General features: G+C 63.3%; 16 protein-coding genes. 6 read left to right on the forward strand and 10 right to left on the reverse strand.

From position 1 onward, the window contains the following. Positions 1-118 precede the first annotated feature (118 nt). Positions 119-1,339, reverse strand: coding sequence for a bifunctional phosphopantothenoylcysteine decarboxylase/phosphopantothenate--cysteine ligase CoaBC (gene coaBC, locus ACN9MO_RS19340; RefSeq protein WP_113132142.1), 1,221 nt, complete (start codon positions 1,337-1,339; stop codon positions 119-121). A gap of 344 nt (positions 1,340-1,683) precedes the next feature. On the opposite strand from coaBC, the gene ACN9MO_RS19345 reads away from it, so the two are divergent. Together ACN9MO_RS19345 and ACN9MO_RS19350 are read left to right on the forward strand one after the other, a co-directional pair. Further along, on the forward strand, positions 1,684-3,495 hold the full coding sequence (locus tag ACN9MO_RS19345; RefSeq protein WP_113132015.1) for a diguanylate cyclase: 1,812 nt from the start codon (positions 1,684-1,686) through the stop codon (positions 3,493-3,495). Between the two features lie 162 nt (positions 3,496-3,657). Continuing rightward, on the forward strand, positions 3,658-5,238 hold the full coding sequence (locus ACN9MO_RS19350) for an ABC-F family ATP-binding cassette domain-containing protein (RefSeq protein ID WP_113132016.1): 1,581 nt from the start codon (positions 3,658-3,660) through the stop codon (positions 5,236-5,238). Positions 5,239-5,248: 10 nt separating this feature from the next. Here the strand turns inward: ACN9MO_RS19350 and ACN9MO_RS19355 are convergent, their stop codons facing one another. Continuing rightward, positions 5,249-6,151, reverse strand: coding sequence for a cation transporter (locus ACN9MO_RS19355; RefSeq protein WP_113132017.1), 903 nt, complete (start codon positions 6,149-6,151; stop codon positions 5,249-5,251). 196 nt (positions 6,152-6,347) lie between these two features. On the opposite strand from ACN9MO_RS19355, the gene ACN9MO_RS19360 reads away from it, so the two are divergent. Then, positions 6,348-7,130, forward strand: a complete 783-nt coding sequence (locus tag ACN9MO_RS19360) for a DUF4239 domain-containing protein (protein WP_057247967.1) — start codon at positions 6,348-6,350, stop codon at positions 7,128-7,130. Between the two features lie 5 nt (positions 7,131-7,135). On the opposite strand, the gene ACN9MO_RS19365 is transcribed toward ACN9MO_RS19360, so the two are convergent. The 8 genes from ACN9MO_RS19365 to ubiE form a co-directional block, all read right to left on the reverse strand. Beyond that, positions 7,136-8,404, reverse strand: a complete 1,269-nt coding sequence (locus ACN9MO_RS19365; RefSeq protein WP_113132018.1) for an MFS transporter — start codon at positions 8,402-8,404, stop codon at positions 7,136-7,138. 238 nt (positions 8,405-8,642) lie between these two features. Further along, entirely contained in the window at positions 8,643-9,113 is a 471-nt protein-coding gene (locus tag ACN9MO_RS19370; RefSeq protein WP_113132019.1) for a nucleoside deaminase, read from the reverse strand. Between the two features lie 11 nt (positions 9,114-9,124). Further along, positions 9,125-9,718 carry an ankyrin repeat domain-containing protein gene (locus ACN9MO_RS19375; RefSeq protein WP_113132143.1) on the reverse strand — a complete coding sequence of 198 codons (594 nt, stop codon included), beginning with the start codon at positions 9,716-9,718 and terminating at the stop codon, positions 9,125-9,127. A gap of 400 nt (positions 9,719-10,118) precedes the next feature. Continuing rightward, positions 10,119-10,898: an SDR family oxidoreductase gene (locus ACN9MO_RS19380; RefSeq protein ID WP_113132020.1), complete on the reverse strand. Its 780-nt coding sequence runs from the start codon at positions 10,896-10,898 to the stop codon at positions 10,119-10,121. A 168-nt stretch (positions 10,899-11,066) separates the two neighbouring features. Beyond that, positions 11,067-11,327 (reverse strand): hypothetical protein, encoded by a 261-nt coding sequence (locus tag ACN9MO_RS19385; protein ID WP_113132021.1) that lies wholly within the window; start codon positions 11,325-11,327, stop codon positions 11,067-11,069. Positions 11,328-11,500: 173 nt separating this feature from the next. Further along, positions 11,501-12,031 carry a GNAT family N-acetyltransferase gene (locus tag ACN9MO_RS19390; protein ID WP_113132022.1) on the reverse strand — a complete coding sequence of 177 codons (531 nt, stop codon included), beginning with the start codon at positions 12,029-12,031 and terminating at the stop codon, positions 11,501-11,503. Positions 12,032-12,255: 224 nt separating this feature from the next. Beyond that, positions 12,256-13,830 carry a 2-polyprenylphenol 6-hydroxylase gene (gene ubiB / locus ACN9MO_RS19395; RefSeq protein ID WP_113132023.1) on the reverse strand — a complete coding sequence of 525 codons (1,575 nt, stop codon included), beginning with the start codon at positions 13,828-13,830 and terminating at the stop codon, positions 12,256-12,258. 5 nt (positions 13,831-13,835) lie between these two features. Continuing rightward, complete coding sequence (gene ubiE, locus ACN9MO_RS19400; RefSeq protein ID WP_113132024.1) at positions 13,836-14,612, reverse strand: bifunctional demethylmenaquinone methyltransferase/2-methoxy-6-polyprenyl-1,4-benzoquinol methylase UbiE; 777 nt, start codon at positions 14,610-14,612, stop codon at positions 13,836-13,838. A gap of 173 nt (positions 14,613-14,785) precedes the next feature. Between ubiE and mutM the strand changes: the two genes are divergently transcribed. The 3 genes from mutM to rpsT all read left to right on the forward strand — a co-directional run bounded on the left by mutM (position 14,786) and on the right by rpsT (position 17,070). Beyond that, complete coding sequence (gene mutM / locus ACN9MO_RS19405) at positions 14,786-15,676, forward strand: bifunctional DNA-formamidopyrimidine glycosylase/DNA-(apurinic or apyrimidinic site) lyase (protein ID WP_113132025.1); 891 nt, start codon at positions 14,786-14,788, stop codon at positions 15,674-15,676. 52 nt (positions 15,677-15,728) lie between these two features. Beyond that, on the forward strand, positions 15,729-16,502 hold the full coding sequence (locus tag ACN9MO_RS19410; RefSeq protein WP_058329108.1) for an enoyl-CoA hydratase: 774 nt from the start codon (positions 15,729-15,731) through the stop codon (positions 16,500-16,502). 301 nt (positions 16,503-16,803) lie between these two features. Beyond that, a complete protein-coding gene (gene rpsT / locus ACN9MO_RS19415; RefSeq protein ID WP_034797494.1) occupies positions 16,804-17,070 on the forward strand; it encodes a 30S ribosomal protein S20 in 267 nt (88 codons plus the stop codon). The last annotated feature ends 1,041 nt before the right edge of the window (positions 17,071-18,111 follow it).

Below are 18,111 nucleotides of genomic sequence, written 5' to 3' on the forward strand. Positions count from 1 at the left end.
GATATTGCTAGCGTAGTGACAGAAGAGACCTGTGCGTATGCCACGTCCCCTTGCCCTGCTTGCGGGGAGAGGGCTAGTCCTCGGGTTAAACCCGAGGAGAGGGGCAATCTTCGATTGCTCAGCCCTTGTCGATCCGCGCCAGTTGCTCGGCAATCATCACGGCCAGCTTTTCCGCAACCGCGTCCTTGTCCATCTCCGGCCAGTCGTCGTTGCCGGCGGCCGAGATCAGCTTCACCCGGTTGCGGTCGCCGCCCATGATGCCGGTTGCCGGCGACACGTCGTTGGCGAGGATGAAATCGGCGCCCTTGCGCTCGAGCTTGGCGCGGCCGTTGTCGGCGACGTTCTCGGTTTCGGCGGCAAAGCCGATGACAAGCTTCGGACGCTTGGCATGATGCCCGACGGTCTTCAGGATATCGGGGTTTTCGGCGAGCTGCAGCGGCGGCGGGGCCTCGCCCGGCTTCTTCTTGATCTTGTTGCCGGCAGCGCTGGCTACCCGCCAGTCGGCAACGGCGGCAACCATCACGGCGACATCGGCCGGTAGGGCGGTTAGCACCGCGTCGCGCATTTCCTCCGCCCGCTCCACATGCACGACCTTGACGCCCGCCGGATCCGCAATCGTTACCGGGCCCGAGACGAGCGTCACGTCGGCGCCGAGCTTTGCCAGCGCGGCGGCGATCGCGTGGCCTTGCTTGCCGGAGGAACGGTTGGCGATGTAGCGCACCGGGTCGATAGGCTCATGCGTCGGCCCTGAGGTTACGATCGCGCTGCGCCCGGCAAGCGGCTTCGCGGCGCCCGCGAGAAAATCCTCGACGGCGGCAACGATCGAAAGCGGTTCGCTCATGCGGCCTTCGCCCACCTCTCCGCTTTCCGCCATCTCGCCGGCCTCGGGGCCGATGAAACGGATGCCGTCCTTGGCGAGCGTCGCCCGGTTGCGGCGCGTTGCCGGATGCGCCCACATCTTCGGGTTCATCGCGGGAGCTATCAGCACCGGCCGGTCGGTCGCAAGCAGGATGGTGGAGGCGAGATCGTCCGCGTGGCCGTTCGCCATCTTGGCCATCAGATCGGCGGTTGCCGGCGCAACGACGATCAGGTCGCACTCGCGCGCCAGCCGGATATGGCCGACATCCTGCTCGTCCTCGCGTGAAAAGAGATCGAGATAGACATGCGAGGCCGACAGCGCGCCGACGGCAAGCGGCGTCACGAACTGCTGCGCGCCGGCCGTCATCACCGGCCGCACACTCGCCCCGCGTTCCCGCAAACGTCGGATGAGATCGAGGCTCTTATAGGCGGCGATGCCGCCGGAGATGATCAGGAGAATACGCTTGCCCGACAGTGTCATTTCCACTCGGCCTTTCAGCCGCCCTCTCGCCCGGCATGGGCTGCCGGGTTCTACGCGATACCACAATATTCCAGCGGCTGGCCTCGCCAGTGCCTTCGAGATCGAACCTACTTGAGCGATCCGCTGGGCGCAACGTGCCCCACCGGAGGACGTTGCCTGTGCTGACGTCCGTGCGATACGGCGTTTCGCTACGCTAGCCCCCCGGGCATCACCACCGGTTGTTCCCGCCCGTGGCGCGCAATGGAACAAAAGCCGTGCCGCCCGCGTCAACATGCTCCGGCTTGTTGCCGAAGCCCGGGAATGCGATTAATCCGCTCTCAATCCGCGCAGGGTAAGCTCTTCTCATGCGAATAAATGCGATCACCAACTGGGCCTACGGCGTCACCGTTTTTCTGACGGCACTTTCGGGCGCGGCCTTCATCCTGTCGACGAATAGCGCTCTCGAGGAGAGGCGGGCGGTCGAGCAGCATCTTGCCCTCGATACGCTTGGCGAAGAACTTGCACTCGGAGCGGAAGTACGGACCGACGAGGCGCGCCTTTACGTCGTGCGCGGCGACGAGCGTCACCTCGAAGCCTTCCATCGCGCGGAGGAGGAGGAGCGCAAGCGCGAAGAGGCGATCAAGACGGCCACGAGTTTCGGCGCGTCCCAGGGCGAGATCGCAGCCCTTCAGGAGACGATGCGCGAGGCAGAGGCACTCGACAAGATCGAGCTTGCCGCCATCGAGGCCTATCAGAAGGGCGATCGCGCGACCGCCCAGGAGAAGCTATTCGGCCCGGAGCACGAGCGCCTGCAGACAGCGCTTCTCGACACGGTCGCACGGTTTCGAGACTTGACCAATGCTCGCACAGGCGGGGCGCTCAACGAGGCACAGGCGCGCAGCGACTGGTTCGCCATCGCGGCCAAGACGATGCTTGGCATCACCGCCGCCCTGTTCCTGAGCGTGCTCTATTTCATTCTCAAGCGCCGCGTCGCCATGCCGCTCACCCGCATGAGCGGCATCGTCACGCGTCTCGCCGAGCAGGACTACGCTGTGGAGGTCCCGCTCGACCGGCGCAGCGACGAGATCGGCGAGATGAACAAGGCGATCCATATCTTTCGGGAAAACGGTATCGAACGTGATCGGCTCGATGCGGAGCGGCGCCTGGACCAGCAGACCAAGGACCTGATCCTGCAGATGATGCACCGGCTGCAGGCCTGCCAGAGCCAGGACGAACTGGCCGAGGTCGTGGCCCGCTTCGCGCCGCAGGTCTTTCCCAATCTTGCTGGCCATCTCTACGTGCTGAGCGACAGCCGGACGCTCTTGACCCGCGTCGGCAGTTGGTTCGATCCGCAGCATTCTGCGCCATCCTTCCCGTCCAGCGCCTGCTGGGGACTTCGCCGCGGCCGGCCGCATGTCAGCAATCGCGGTCACAGCGACATCGCCTGCCAGCATCTCGACGACGATGGCGCGGTCGGTCTCTGCGTGCCGCTGACAGCCCAGGGCGATACCATTGGTCTCCTCTATTTCGAGGAGCGCTCTGACGAAACATTCGCAGTCGAAGCATCGCGCCTCTATCTCGAATTGATCGCCGAAAACATCGGGCTGGCCGTCGCCAATCTTCAGCTGCGCGAGAAGCTCACCAATCTGGCGGTGCGCGACGCGCTGACGGGCCTGCTCAACCGGCGCTGCCTCGACGAGGCGCTGAACCGTGAGCCGCGCGGGCAGGGCGGCAAGCCACTCACCTGCCTGATGATCGATATCGACCATTTCAAGCGCTTCAACGATGAGTTCGGCCACGATGCCGGCGACGTCGTCATGCAATATGTCGCGCAGATCATCGTCGATACGGTGGCCGACGCCGGCAGCGCCTATCGTTTCGGCGGCGAGGAATTTACGGTGTTGCTGCCGGAAGCAGGCGAGGCGGCAGGCTTCGAGCTTGCCGAGCGGCTGAGGACCAGGATCGGCACCACCCCGCTGTCGCATCGCGGCCGGATTCTGGGCACAGTTGCAGTCTCGGTCGGCATTGCCTCGGCTCCGGACGACGGGCCCGTCGCCACCCTGCTGACGCGGGCTGACGCCGCTCTTCTCGACGCCAAGAACCACGGCCGAAACCGAAGCGTGCGCGCCTCCGGACTGACTTTCGGCGATGACCAGGCGCGGCGCAGTCTCGCCTGATCCTCCGCTTACCGCCGCGCCGCAATCAAATGTCCCGCCTTGAAACGGGCGCATTCGATGCTATCTATTGCCGCGATAGAAATTTGAACAGGATACACGCATCGATGGATTTCACCCTGACCGCCAAGCCGAACCGTCTTGCCATCAGGGAAAACCGTATCCATGCCTGCTTCGATTTCACTCTCCCAACTTTCGTGGTCCACGCCTGAGGGCCGAAGCCTCTTTTCCAATCTCGACCTGACCTTTGGTCCTGTTCGTACCGGCCTTGTCGGCCGCAACGGCGTTGGCAAATCCACGCTGCTGCGCCTGATCGAAGGCGCGCTCGCGCCGCAGGCCGGCAAGGTCACCGTCGTCGGCAGCCTCGGCATGCTCAGCCAGACCGTCCAGGTCGCGGACGATGAAACCGTCGCCGACCTGTTTGGCATCCGCGATGCGCTTGGCGTCCTCAAGCGTGCGGAAGAAGGGCTGGCCAGCATGGACGAGCTTGCCGCGGCCGACTGGATGCTCGAATCCCGGCTGGAGGCAGCACTTGCGCGCGTCGGTCTGGAGGCGTCGGCTGGGACGCCCCTTGCAGCACTTTCCGGCGGGCAGATGACCCGCGTGAAGCTTGCCGCCCTCGTCTTCCAAGAGCCGGATTTCATCCTGCTCGACGAGCCCACCAACAATCTCGACCGCGAGGGGCGGGCTGCCGTTGCCGCGTTGATGGCGGGCTGGCGCGGCGGCGCCATCGTCGTCAGCCATGATCGCGAACTCCTGGAGACGATGGACGCGATCGTCGAGCTGACGTCGCTCGGCACCACGACCTATGGCGGCAACTGGAGCCACTACCGCGAGCGCAAGGCAATCGAGCTCGCATCGGCCCGTCACGATCTCGCCGACGCGGAGCGCCGTCTGGCCGAGGTCCAGCGAAAAACGCAAGAGGTAGCCGAGCGCAAGGCGCGCAGGGACGCGGCAGGCCGCCGTAAGCGCGCCAAGGGGGACGAGCCGCTGCTGCTGCTTGACGCGAGGAAGGAGCGCAGCGAAAAGACGGGCGGCGACAATGCCCGTCTTGCCGAGCGCCGCCGCGATTCTGCGATCGGCGATCTGGCCGAGGCACGCGAACGCATCGAAATCCTGCAGCCGCTGACCGTCCGCCTGCCTGCGACCGGCCTGCCCGCCGGCAGGGGCGTGCTGCAGGTCGATGCCGTCACTGCGGGTTATCAGCCGCGAACGCCAGTGATCGACCGGCTGTCGCTCTCGATCGTCGGCCCCGAGCGCGTAGCACTCACCGGCCGCAACGGCTCGGGCAAGACGACGCTGCTGTCGCTGTTGACCGGTGATCTCAAGCCATGGTCCGGCAATGTGCGTGTCCTGGTCGAATACGCCATGCTCGACCAGCGGGTGAGCCTGATCGATCCCCGTCTTTCGATCCGTGACAATTTCCGGCAACTTAATCCTGACGCCGGCGAGAACGACTGCCGCGCGGCGCTCGCCCGTTTCATGTTCCGGGCAGACGCGGCCTTGCAGATCGTTTCGAGCCTCAGCGGCGGCCAGATGCTGCGTGCAGGGCTTGCCTGCGTGCTCGGCGGCAGCAGCCCACCGCAGCTCTTGATCCTCGACGAGCCGACCAACCATCTGGATATCGAATCCGTCGAGGCGGTCGAGGCGGGTCTCAGAGCCTATGACGGCGCGCTGCTCGTCGTCAGCCACGACCACGCCTTCCTGGAGGCGATCGGCATCAACAGGCGGATCGAGCTTTCCTGACGGGGGAAGATTACTCAGCCCAGCGCGCTTCGCCGGTAAAGGCGATCGTCAGCCAGCGGTCGTGGCCGGGATCGCCGATCTCTTCACCGACCTCGGCGCGGATCCGGTCGAGTTCGGCGAGGGTGCCGACCTTGGTTTCCGGCGTTCCGATAAGATAGACCTCGATCGTCTTGGAGCGCCCGACCTTGGCGACATAGGTGCGATAGTCGGCAAAGCCGTGGCGCGCGACCGCATTTGCCGCCGCCTGACGCACGCGCTCGTCGAGTTCGGCAGGCGCGACCAGGAAGATCTCCTTCAATGCCTGGAAGACCGTGCGGATCGGCAGCGGAATAAGGCAGAGCGTCAGCACGATCAGGATCGCCGGGTCGACATAGGGCGTCCAGTGTTCGTAAGCCGTACCTTTCAACGCCGCGGCGATCACGAAGGCGACGAGCAGGGCGGAGGTGATCGCACCGGACATCGCCCAGGCACGCACGTCGAGCGCCAGGAACTCCGAGCCGATCGGCCGGTTTGCCCGGCGTATGTAGACGAACATGAAGAGGCAGATCACCACGACGACGGCGGCATAGGCAATCGCCCAGTCGAAGGCGAGATGGTTGCCACCCGACAGCAGCGATCCGACGGCGTTGACCATCGCGTAGAAGGAAAGCAGCGTCAGCAGCCCGGCATTGAAGAGCAGCACCATGGGCTCGATATGCCAGAAACCCATCTGGAACCGCTTGCTCTGCTTCGGGATCAGTTGCGTCACGCCGAGCGCAAGCACGGTCATGGAGGCATCGACGGCCGAGAACACGCCGTCGAAGACGATGGAAACCGAGCCCGAAAGCAGACCGAAGATCACGCCCGTCACCCCGACGACGACGGTGGCCGCGATCGATTGCTTGAGGACTGTCTGTTCGCTTGGGGCGGTCATGATGTTGTTTTTACTCCTGTTTCGGCGCGGTGCTTACGGGTTGGCAATGTCGAAATGGTGGCGGCGGCTGCAAACATAGCGGTTTGCCTGCAGGCAAGACAGCTGTTGCGTGCATTTGCTAATAAAGCGAGGCGTTGTGTTTCCAAGCCTCGACGCTCAGAATTGCCGATGTTATCGGCGGCCGGCGGAGGGGAAAATGATCGTCGAGATGTTGCTCGGTGCCTTATTCGTCTTCGGCACGGTCGCCCTGACGCTCGCGTCCTACTTTGCAATGCGGCTGATCATGGGCGGCGAGGCGGAAGGGCACGAAAAGGAACTTGCCAGTTTGGTCATCTTTCGCATTTCGGCGCTGCATGGCTTGATCCTCGCGCTGGTCTTTGCGCAGGAGATGGTCGAGTACCAGCAGCTCAAATACGAGATGGCTACCGAAGCCGGGGCGACCGCTGACATTTTCTACGACGCCGAACGTTACGGTGAAGCCGTCAAGGCGCCGATCCAGCAGGCGATCTCCGCCTATGCGGCCGAGGTGATCGATGGTGAATGGCAGTCACTGGCGGACAAGGGACGTCTTTCACCACAGGCTTGGGTGCACTGGGATCGCGCCTATCAGCACGTGCTGAACCTGGTCCCGGCCGACAAGCGCCAGGAGAGCCTGCGCAGCCAGATGCTGGAGCGGCTGCACGACATCTCGCAAAGCCGGACCAAGCGGGAAAGCAATGTCGCGGACTCGATCGACAGTATCTTCTGGTTCGCGGCACTCTCCGGCGTCATCTTCATCGCGCTCGCCTATTATTCCTTCCCGCCAATGCGGCGCAATCTGCTGCTGCTCTGTCTCTTCGGCGCCTATACCGGCATCATCCTGTTTCTGATCTATGCCTTCTCCAATCCGTATCAGCCGCCAGCGGCGTTGGCGCCGGGGCCACTCGAACGGGTGCAACAGCAGATCAACGCCTCGTCGGCGCCTGCGACGGGAGGATAACGGCGCTAGGCGAATTGACCCAGCCGTAGGAGATCGCCGTTGAGGGCGCCACTGCCGAGCCTATCGGCGCGTGCGGTCTCAGGGCGCGGCGGCGACATGGAGTGGCCGATCGCAAACAGAAGCGCGCTGGCCGCCGAAAGCAGCGCGAACAGCAGGAACATGCCGGCGCCGCCGACCGTGCCGAGTGCCAGGCCGCCGATCAGCGGCCCAAGGAAGTTCCCGACCGTCGAGAGCGAATGGGCGCCGAAATAGGTGCCGCGATTGCCGGCATTCGAAATGCCGTCGACCAGCACATATTCCGAGGGCACGACGAGCACCTCGCCGATGGTGAAGAGGATCATCGAGGCGACGAGCATTTCCATTCCGGACGAGGCCGCGAAACCGATCTCGCCGAGCAGGAAAAGCAGGCAGCCGAGCGACAGCGCCGGCAGTGCACCGATCCGTTCGATGACGAAGCGGGCAGGCGTGCTGGCGATCAGCACCGTTGCGGCATTGGTCGAAACCAGGAGCGCGAAGAGGGTGACGCCATCCGCAAAGCCGGTGTTGAGATACTGCGACAGGGTCACCGACCACTGGCCATGAACGGCCAAGAGCAGCGTGCCGCCGATGACGAAGAAGACCAGCCTTCGGTCGCGCAGGGCGGCAACGAGCCCGCGCCAGCCACCGGCAGCCTGTGATGTCCCCGTGGTTTGGACCATCTGCCTGTCGCCGGCTTCGGGCACCGCCAAGAAGAGCATGAGGCCGAAGGCTGCGTGCATGACGCCGGCGCTGACGAACAGCGTCGAATAGGCGGCACCCACCCAGACGCCAATCAAGGGCCCGATGGCCCAGCCGGCATTGATGGCGAGATAACGCCAGGAGAAGACCTTAAGGCGCAGATGCTCAGGCGCGGCATCGCTCATCAAGGCACGCGCAACCGGTTCGTAGACGGCGGCTGCGACGGCAGACACGATGTGCGCCAGCGCGAAGGCGGCGATCGATTGCGCCAGTCCGAGCCCCGCCAGCGCCAGCCCGGCCATGAAAAGCGCTGCGGTCAGCACCCCTTTTCGGCCAATGCGATCGGACAGCGTGCCGGCAAAGGGACTGACGATTGCGCCGAGCAGCGGGCCGGCACCGATGAGAGCGCCGATGCCTGCGGGGCTGAGGCCAAAATCACGCTGCAGACGGATCGCGAGGAAGGTCAGGCTCATGCCCTTGGCGATCGTCACCACGCCGGAACCCGCGATGAGAAGCAGCGCAACACGGCGACCCGCTTTTTCGGAATAGGCATTCATCGCGGGCACCTGCAGGCTGGGAGCGCTCGGTTTCCGTGGGAATGTCGAGCGACGGGAGTAGGGAAGAAGACTCCCTTTGCGATTACATCCGTCGCGTGTACTCGGCAAGTGGGACAGCTATCCAGCGGCAATCTGTCTCTGTGGGTGGAGGGCGTCGGTTTCCCACTCGGCCGTGGTCTGAACGAAAATGCAAGGCGGCCACCGGTCGTGGCGGCCTCAGGGCTGTTTCACCTGCCGGTTATTCGTTCCCCTGCCGCTCCTGCCAGGTCACGTAGAGCGGTGTTGTGTCGGTATCGTCGACCGGTACATGGCGGAAGCGCATGGCCTGCTCGGCAAGCGGTTTTGCCAGTTCCGCGTAGATCGCCGCTGTCGACAGGCCGAAAGGTTCGGCATCAGTGTTCGAGTTCGCATAGGCGATCTCGGTGATCCCGGCCATGCGCATGGCCGCAAGGCACATCGGGCAGGGCTGTCCACTGGCATAGACGGCAGCACCTTCGAGCCGCGGGGAGCGGAGCGTCCGGGCGGCGGCACGCAATGCGTTGAGTTCCGCATGCGAAGTCGGGTCCCCGGTCGACAGCATCTCGTTGACGCCGCGGCCGACGATCTCGCCGTCCTTGACGACGACAGCGCCAAAGGGCCGTCCGCCATCCTCGATGTTGCGGCGGGCAAGCGTTACCGCCTCGGCCAGATAGGTTTGTTCCTGGTTCATCGGAGCCCTTTCTAACGCGCGCCGGCGTCGACCAGCAATTTCTCGATCTGGCCGTAGCCGCGCTGGCGCGCATGGGTCAGCGGGCTGACGCCTTCGCCATCGGCGAGGTTGACGTCGGCGCCGGCCTTGATCAGCAGCCGCACGATCTCGGTGTGCTTTTCGCCGCCGGTGCCAAGGATGATCGCCTCAAGCAGCGCTGTCCAGCCGAGGCGATTGACGTGGTTGATATCGACGCCGGCTTCGATCAGCGCCTTGACGGTCTCGACATGGCCGCGCTCGGCGGCCGGAATGAGCGCCGTGCCGCCATAGCGGTTCGTGCTCTTGAGGTCGGCGCCATGGGCCAGCGTCAGCTTCATGATTTCGAGATGGCCACGTGCGCCGGCGTAGAGATAGGGACTGTCCTGGATCTTGTCCTTGGCGTTGACGTCGGCGCCGGCCTCGATCAGCGCGCGTGCCGCATCGACGCGGTTTTCGTGGGTGGCGACGAGCAGGGCCGTGGCGCCGCTGGCATCACGGGTCTCGATGCTTGCGCCCTGTTGCAGCAGCGATTTGACCTTGTCCGTATCACCGGCCTCGGCAGCAGAAATCAGTTGGGTTTCGAGCATGGAGGCCCCCACGGCTGCGGGTGAAAGGCTGAAGGCGGCGATCGATGCGCCGACCAGCGAGCCGAATAGTCTTGGTCGCATTTGGTCTTTCCGATCATACAGACCGGTCGAACAGGCCGACCGATCGCAGTGGTTCCGGTTGAGGGCGAGACGTGGAAGCCCGGAATTGGCCGCGCTTTCGTGCCGCTCTCGCTCTTTGCGATCTCGTGCTTACTTGAGCCGGCCCGTGACCTTTTCAAGGGCGCAAGATGCGCGTCTTGCCGAACCTGTCCCGCGCCCGGCATGGCGCCCTCGACGCCGACCGTAGGTGGCGGGCCGTCCATTTGGAAATTAAATGTATGAATGATGAAAAGTGGAAATATGAATGCGTTGCCGTTCGACCTGACTGTCCTGAGTGGCCCTAGAGCATCGAGCGGCTGAGACCGCCGTCGACGGGCAGCGCGACGCCGGTGATGTAGCTTGCTTGGCGGCTGGCGAGGAAGGCCGCGGCCGCGCCGAATTCCGCCGGCGTGCCGTAGCGCCCGAGCGGGATCTCCTGCTGGCTGCGCGCCGCGACCGTCGCGATGTCGACGCCTTCGCTTTCGGCATCCATCCGGTCGAAGCTGAGCGTGCGGTCGGTGGCAAGCCGCCCCGGTAGAAGCAGGTTGACGGTCACGCCCTCGGCTGCGACCTCGCCGGCAAGTGTCTTCAGCCAGCCTGCAACAGCGCTTCTGAGCGCATTCGAGGCGGTGAGCCCGACGATCGGCTCGCGGATGCTGGTGGAGGCGACGGCGATGATGCGTCCGAACCGGCGTTCCCGCATGCCGGGCAGCAGCCGTCCGGTGATGCGCATGCCGGCCAGCACCATGGTTTCGAATTGCGCCCGCCAGAAATCGGGCTCGATCGCCGAGGCCGGCGAGGGCGGCGGTCCGCCGCCATTCAGCACCAGAATGTCGATTGCACCGAAATCGGCTTCGAGTTGATCCAGCAGGCCGTCGAGCATATCGGGTTTCGAGAGGTCGAGCGCGTAGCCCCGCACCGACGGGCCGATGTCGCTTGCGACCTTGGCGGCCGATGCGGCATCGCGACCGGTCAGCGCAACGATGACGCCTTCGCTTGCCAGCGCCTCGGCGATGCCGCGGCCCAATCCCTTGCTGCCGCCGAGCACCAGCGCGCGCTTTCCAGCAATACCAAGATCCATGACCGGTTCTCCTCGATGTGGAATTCAGAATGACCAGGAATTGGAGCTACTACAGTTTTGTTCCAAGCGGAATCGAATTGACCGTCGGCGAATGGCGAAGGCAGGCCGAACAGAAAAGCCCGGCCGGAAAACCGGCCGGGCTTTTGCCCCTCGCCCTTCTTGAGCGGATCAGCGGCAGATGCGAATTTTCTTGAAGTAGACGTTGCCGTAGTGGTCGTAGCGCTTGACCTTCTTGATGAAGCAGTACGGTTCGTCTTCGTAATAATAGGGGCCGCCGTAGTAGTCGCCGACATAGCCGACATGCCCACCCCAGCCATGACCGTAGTGGCCATTGCTGAAGCCGATCGAGAAACCACCGGCCTGCGACGGGGCGGCAAAGGAGATTGCGGCGGTAACGGCAACAACGGCTGCGATGATGATCTTGCGCATGATGTTCTCTCCTCTGGATTGGTTGGGATGAACCTTCGTCATCCATGAGCAGAAGATCGCATGGGACCGATATATTCGCAGTTCCGGATGGAACACGGTGTAGCCGGCGGTTGCGGGGGACCGAGATCCGCCGGCTTCAGCCGTTGCCCAATGCCGAAGCTTGAGACCTTCCGCTAGGCGCCCAGTGCGGCTGGAGTGCTGCGGATACGCGCCATGGCGAAAACGTCCGCAAGCACGCCGTCCCTGAGCGCATAGGCCCTGTGTGTGCCCTCCATCTCGAAGCCCGCCTTGCGGTAGAGTGCGATCGCAGGCTCGTTGTCGATGAAGACCGTGAGCTCGATGCGGCTGATGCCCAGCCAGTTGTCGGCGGCATCGATCAAGGCCGTAAGCAGTGCCTTACCGATGCCCTCGCCACGGTGATTGTCGTCGACGCTGATGCCAAGGGCGGCCGAATGCTGACGCCGTCCCTTGCTGCGGTGCAGACCGGCCATGCCGACTATATGCCCGTCGCGTTCGGCAACGATGACCGTGTCGTCATCCGATCTCGTCTCCATCCACTTGCGTGTCTGTTCCGGGGTGGAAAAGGGCAATCGGAGTGTTCCAGATCGGATGCCGGGCTGGCTCATCAGGGCGGCGACCGCCTCCCAGTCGACGATGCGCGCCGCGCGGATCTTGGTTTCAGGAGGAGCGTGTGTTTCGGTCATTGTTTCCTCTCTTTGCTCCGAGGAAACAGGACCCAACCCTGCTCGCCTCGGCAGGGTTGGTGGGGGACATTTCGCTTAAATCAGCGCAACAGGTCTCCCGCACACCCCTGGGGTATGCGTGCAAAGCACCATTGCGATCGTCGAGTGATTGTCCATCGCGGAAGAATAACAAGCGCAAGTGGAAAGGCAAGTCCGCAGAACGCGCCGAACGCTGCGCGCCGCGATCAGGTGACCTGCCAGGCGATATAGACGAGCGTGGCGGCGATCAGCCAGAGGGCGACGCGGCCTGAACGGGTATGCCGGGCCTCCGCCTTGCCGATCGCGTGCGCCGTCTCGGCGTCGAAGCGCAGGCCGTTCTCGCTCATCGCCATGATCTCGCTGGAGAATTTTTCCGTGCGGGCGGCGATCTCGGGGGCGGCCTCGGCGAGCCGGAGCGCCGCGTGCAGGCCGTCGCGCAGATCCGTTACGATGCGCTTCGGTCCGAGATTGTCGCGAATCCATTTGCCGACGACCGGTTCCGAAGCCTTCCACATGTTGAAGCGCGGATTGAGCGTGCGGGCCACACCTTCGACGACCACCATGGTCTTCTGCAGCATCACCAGCTCGGGGCGCGTCTGCATGTCGAAGAGCTCGGTGACCTCGAAGAGCAGCGTCAAGAGCTTCGCCATCGAAATGGTTTCGGCCGGCTGGCCGTGGATCGGCTCGCCGATCGCGCGGATCGCCTGGGCGAAGCTCGCGGCGTCGTGATGCGAAGGCACATAGCCCGCCTCGAAGTGCACGTCGGCGACGCGCTGGTAGTCACGGGTAATGAAGCCGAAGAGGATTTCCGCCAGGAACCGGCGCTCTTTCTTGCCGAGACGGCCGACGATGCCCATGTCGACGGCGACGATATGGCCGGCATCGTCGACGAAGAGATTGCCCTGGTGCATGTCGGCATGGAAGAAGCCGTCGCGCAGCGTGTGGCGCAGGAAGGACTGAATAAGCGTCTCGGCAAGCTCGTTGAGGTCGTGTCCGGCGGCCTTCAACCCCTCGATATCCGACATCTTGACGCCGTCGATCCATTCCATGGTGACGACGTCGCGCCCTGTCCGTTCCCAATCGACTTTCGGCACGCGGAAGCCGGAATCGTCCTTGGTGTTTTCGCCAAGCTCGGAAAGGGCTGCCGCCTCGAGACGAAGGTCCATTTCGATCTTCGTCGTCTGCTCCAGCGTCTTGGTGACCTCGACCGGCTTCAGCCGGCGCGTATAGGGCAGGAACCGCTCCTGCATATGGCTGACGAGATACATCGCCTCGATATCGGAGGCGAAGCGCTGGCGCACGCCGGGGCGGATGACCTTGACCGCGACCTTTTCGGGCTTGCCGTCGCGAAGCACGATGGCCGGATGGACCTGCGCGATCGAGGCTGCCGCCATCGGTTCGGAGAGCTCGGCGTAGAGGTCCTCGACCTTGCGGCCGAGCGAACCTTCGATTGCGGCCTTCGCCTCGCTCTGCGGGAAGGTCGCCATGCTGTCCTGCAGCAGCGACAGGTCGGCGGCGAACTCTGCGCCGACTACATCGGGACGCGTCGCCAGGAACTGACCGATCTTGACATAGGAGGGCCCGAGGCGAGCGACGGCGCGTGACAAGCGGTCGCTGCGCTCTTCGCCCGGCACCCTGCGGCGTGCGAGAAGGCCCGCCGTCTTCTGGGCGAAACGGGCAAACGGCGGCAGATGCTCGGTTGGGACGGCTGAGACGACGCCTTCGCGCACGAGAACCCACCCGATCCGCGCAAGGCGGACATATGTTCCAGGCGTGCTCATCGGGTTCAGATTTTCCAGCCGGAATGCAGCGCTGCGATGCCGCCGGTGTAATTGGTGAAGGAGACGCGGGAGAATCCGGCCTCCTTGATCATCGTCGCGAAGTCGCGCTGATTTGGAAATTTGCGGATCGATTCCACCAGATACTGGTAGGGCGCCTCGTCGCCGGTGATCAGCTTGCCGAATTTCGGGATCGCGTTGAACGACCAGGCATCATAGAAGCGATCGAGCAGCGGCATCTCCACTTCGGAGAATTCCAGTACCAACAAGCGACCGCCGCGCTTCAGCACCCGGTGCGCCTCTTTCAGCGCCACGTCGATGCGCGGCACGTTGCGGATGCCGAAGGCGATCGTATAGGCGTCGAAGGAATTGGCCTCGAAGGGCAGTTCCTCGGCATTGGCCTCGACAAATTCGAGATTGGCGGAGAGCTTCTTCTTCTCAGCCCGTTCGGCGCCGACGGCGAGCATCGAGCCGTTGATGTCGAGCACGGTCGCATGCGCCTTGCGGTCGGAGGCCTCGATGATGCGGAAGGCGATATCGCCGGTGCCGCCGGCAACGTCCAGCACCTTGTAGTCTTCGCGGCGCGGCGGGTTGAGGGCGGCGATCATCGCGTCCTTCCAGGCGCGATGCAGGCCGGCCGACATCACGTCGTTCATGATGTCGTAGCGCTTCGCCACCTTATGGAAGACGTCGTTGACGAGCGGCTGCTTTTCGCCGGCGTCGACATTGCGGAAACCGAAGGATGTTTCCATGCCGCCATCGGCCGATACGCGCTGATCCGTCATACGAAGAACTCCATCTGAACCAATTTTTCCGGCACCATAGCGAAAAGGCCCCATCCGCGCTATCTCGTGGACGGGACCGCGCCTGCGGCATAGCGCACTCCCTATAGGATAAGAAGGCCGCCAAGGAAATGCCAACCACCGCATCCGGTGGCTGAGATCGTAGGAGCGCATTTATGCCGGAGTTGCCCGAGGTCGAAACCGTCAAGCGCGGCCTGGCGCCGACCATGGAGGGCGCGCGGATCGTCAATGCGGAATTGCGCCGTCCGGACCTGCGGTTCCCGTTTCCGGAGAATTTTTCTTCGACCGTTGCCGGCCAGCGCATTGTCTCGCTGTCACGGCGGGCGAAGTACCTGATGATCGATCTGGAAGCCGGCGACGTGATCATCGCCCATCTCGGTATGTCCGGTTCCTTCCGCATCGAGGCAGGGCCGGCTGCAGCGACGCCGGGCGAGTTTCACCATCCGCGCGGCAAGGACGAGAAGCACGATCACGTCATCTTTCATCTCGACGGCGCCGAAGGCCCGGTGCGGGTGATCTACAACGACCCGCGTCGTTTCGGTTTCATGGATCTTGCCCGCCGCGACACGGTGTCAAGCCACGCCTATTTTCGCGCGCTTGGCGAGGAGCCGACCGGAAACGCGCTCGATGCCGCCTATCTCGCTGTACGCTTTTCCGGCAAGGCGCAGCCGCTGAAGGCGGCCTTGCTCGATCAGAAGAACATCGCCGGTCTCGGCAATATCTACGTCTGCGAGGCGCTCTGGCGCTCGAGCCTGTCGCCGGTGAAGCCCGCCGGCGAACTCGTCGACAAGCGTGGCAAGCCCAAAGATGGCCTGGAGCGCCTGACGGACGCGATCCGCGAGGTCATCGCCGATGCCATTGCGGCCGGCGGCTCGTCGCTGAAGGACCACATCCAGGCCGACGGCTCGCTCGGTTACTTCCAGCACTCCTTCTCCGTCTACGACCGCGAAGGAGAGGCTTGCCGCACGCCAGGCTGCGACGGTACGGTCGCCCGTATCGTGCAGGCGGGCCGGTCGACCTTCTATTGCCCGCATTGCCAGAAATGAACGCCGGGCTGTCCGCGGCCTGGCGTCGGAGATGAACCGGAGGAAAACAGGAATGACTTACGAAACGCTGCTGGTCGAAACGCGCGGCCGCGTCGGCCTCGTGACGCTCAACCGTCCGCAGGCGCTGAATGCGCTGAATTCGACCGTCATGCGCGAGCTTGCCGCAGCGCTGAGGGCCTTCGATGCCGACAGGGAGATCGGCGCCGTCGTCGTCACCGGCTCCGAGAAGGCCTTTGCCGCCGGCGCCGACATCAAGGAGATGCAGACGCTCGATTTCGTCGACAGCTATCTCGGCGATTTCATTGGCGGCTGGGACCAGGTGGCTGCGGCCCGCAAGCCAGTGATCGCCGCTGTTTCCGGTTATGCGCTCGGTGGCGGCTGCGAGCTGGCGATGATGTGCGACTTCATCATCGCCTCCGAGACCGCGAAGTTCGGCCAACCCGAAATCACCCTCGGCGTCATTCCCGGCATGGGTGGCTCGCAGCGCCTGACGCGCGCCGTCGGCAAGGCGAAGGCGATGGACCTGGTTCTGACCGGCCGCATGATGGACGCGGCGGAGGCGGAACGCGCAGGACTCGTTTCGCGTGTGGTGGCGCCGGAGAAATTGATGGAGGAAGCGCTGGCTGCCGCCGAGAAGATCGCATCCTTCTCGCTGCCGGCGGTCATGATGGCGAAGGAGGCGGTGAACCGTTCTCTCGAGCTGACGCTCGCCGAAGGCCTTCGTTTCGAGCGGCGTCTGTTCCACTCGCTGTTTGCGACCGAGGACCAGAAAGAAGGCATGGCCGCCTTCGTCGCCAAGCGTAAGCCGGAGTTCAAGCATCGCTAGAGCGGGATGAGGAATAGTGTTTACGGTTTTCCGCCCGCATCCCGCTCAAGCCTGTTAGAAACGATCACGTTTATGGTTTTGGGTCGATCAGACCCAAGACCATCGTGATCTAAGCCAGAGCACGGCGCAGATTCTAGAAAATGCGCGTTGACGGGGCGGCTGTTTCCCGCTATACGCCGCCCTCAGTTTGGAACGCCATTTTGGGCTTTCCGGAAATATTCCCGAATTGCTTTGATGACAGGTCGCAGTGACCCGGCACGGCGAGGGCGGAGTTCATGTCAGTTTTCGAAGAGAGGCACCAATGGCCAATACAACTTCGGCGAAAAAGGCGACCCGCAAGATCGCACGCCGCACCGCAGTGAACAAGGCCCGTCGTTCGCGCGTTCGCAACTTCATCCGCAAGGTCGAAGAAGCGATCGCTACCGGCGATCAGGCAGTTGCAGCCGCAGCGCTCAAGGCAGCTCAGCCCGAGCTGATGCGCGCAGCCACCAAGGGCGTCCTGCACGCCAACACTGCATCGCGCAAGGTTTCGCGCCTCGCGCAGCGCGTGAAGTCGCTTTCGGCCTAATCCGGCTAAGAAAAATCTGTTGACGAAAAGCCCGGCCCTTGCGCCGGGCTTTTCGGATTCATACTTCTGTCATCGCGATGGTTAATCCGACGGTATTACGTTGTGTCAATGCGATGACAAAATTTATGAAATAAATTCAATGACATACGGGAGGTCCTTATCAAAAGGATGTCTCTGGCCGGGGCTCTCCTGACCCCGTAATGAGTCAAGCGATTTTTTATTTTTTTTCTTTTTCGCCAGCTAAGCAAAGGGCGAAAAATCAAAACCCTTGATTCAAAAGCGATTCTTCACGGACTCGGAATGCGGCAAGCAAAAGGCAGGCTGAGAGTCAACGGTCAGTGCCTAAGGTTGCTTAAAAATCGCGATTGATCTTGCCCATCGATCCTGCCTAAATGCCCTCCACAGGGGACACGGACCACATCTGTAAAGGAAGCAGAAGACGCCATTTCGAAGAAATGGTTTCGATGTTTCTGTCCTTTGTATCAGGGCGGCTCCGCGTCGTTCAATCAGACAAGTCGAAGGTGAAAAAACCGGATGGTTCGTTCCACTCCGGGTGAGGAGCTTTCGTCCTATGGTTGTGTGGCGGGGCTTGGCTCGTGACGGCGGGTGCAAGCAGCGCCTGCCGGCAGACAAAGGTCCAACGCGCGGCTCATCGCTTCGTACGAGGGTGCGAAGAGCTGTTGACGAGGAGGAGGATCCGAGGCGGTGCGGAAGCGCACCGGAGGATTGTTGACAAGAGGCGCGAGGGGACATCTCCGGCCACAGGTGGGCTGGTGGATGCGCGTAGCGCGCAGCGAGGCGGGAGATGAGGAGCCCGGCGTCGACTGCGACTGTGACGTTCGGCGAGTGCGGCATGGCCTTTCGGGGCGCCGCGGGCGACGGACATACGAGATGACGCCGGCAGTGATGACGGCATCTGAACATGAACTGGAAGGCGGCAAAATGCAGATGAATTTGGTGACGGCGGGCGCACTTCAGAAAGAAGGAGACGCATTCCAAGCCGGAAGCAATCTATCTCAGGCGGCGGGGGAAAAAGTCGAC

Origin of the sequence: Ensifer sp. R-19, from assembly GCF_049905105.1 — a bacterium.
In the GTDB taxonomy this organism is placed as follows: domain Bacteria; phylum Pseudomonadota; class Alphaproteobacteria; order Rhizobiales; family Rhizobiaceae; genus Ensifer.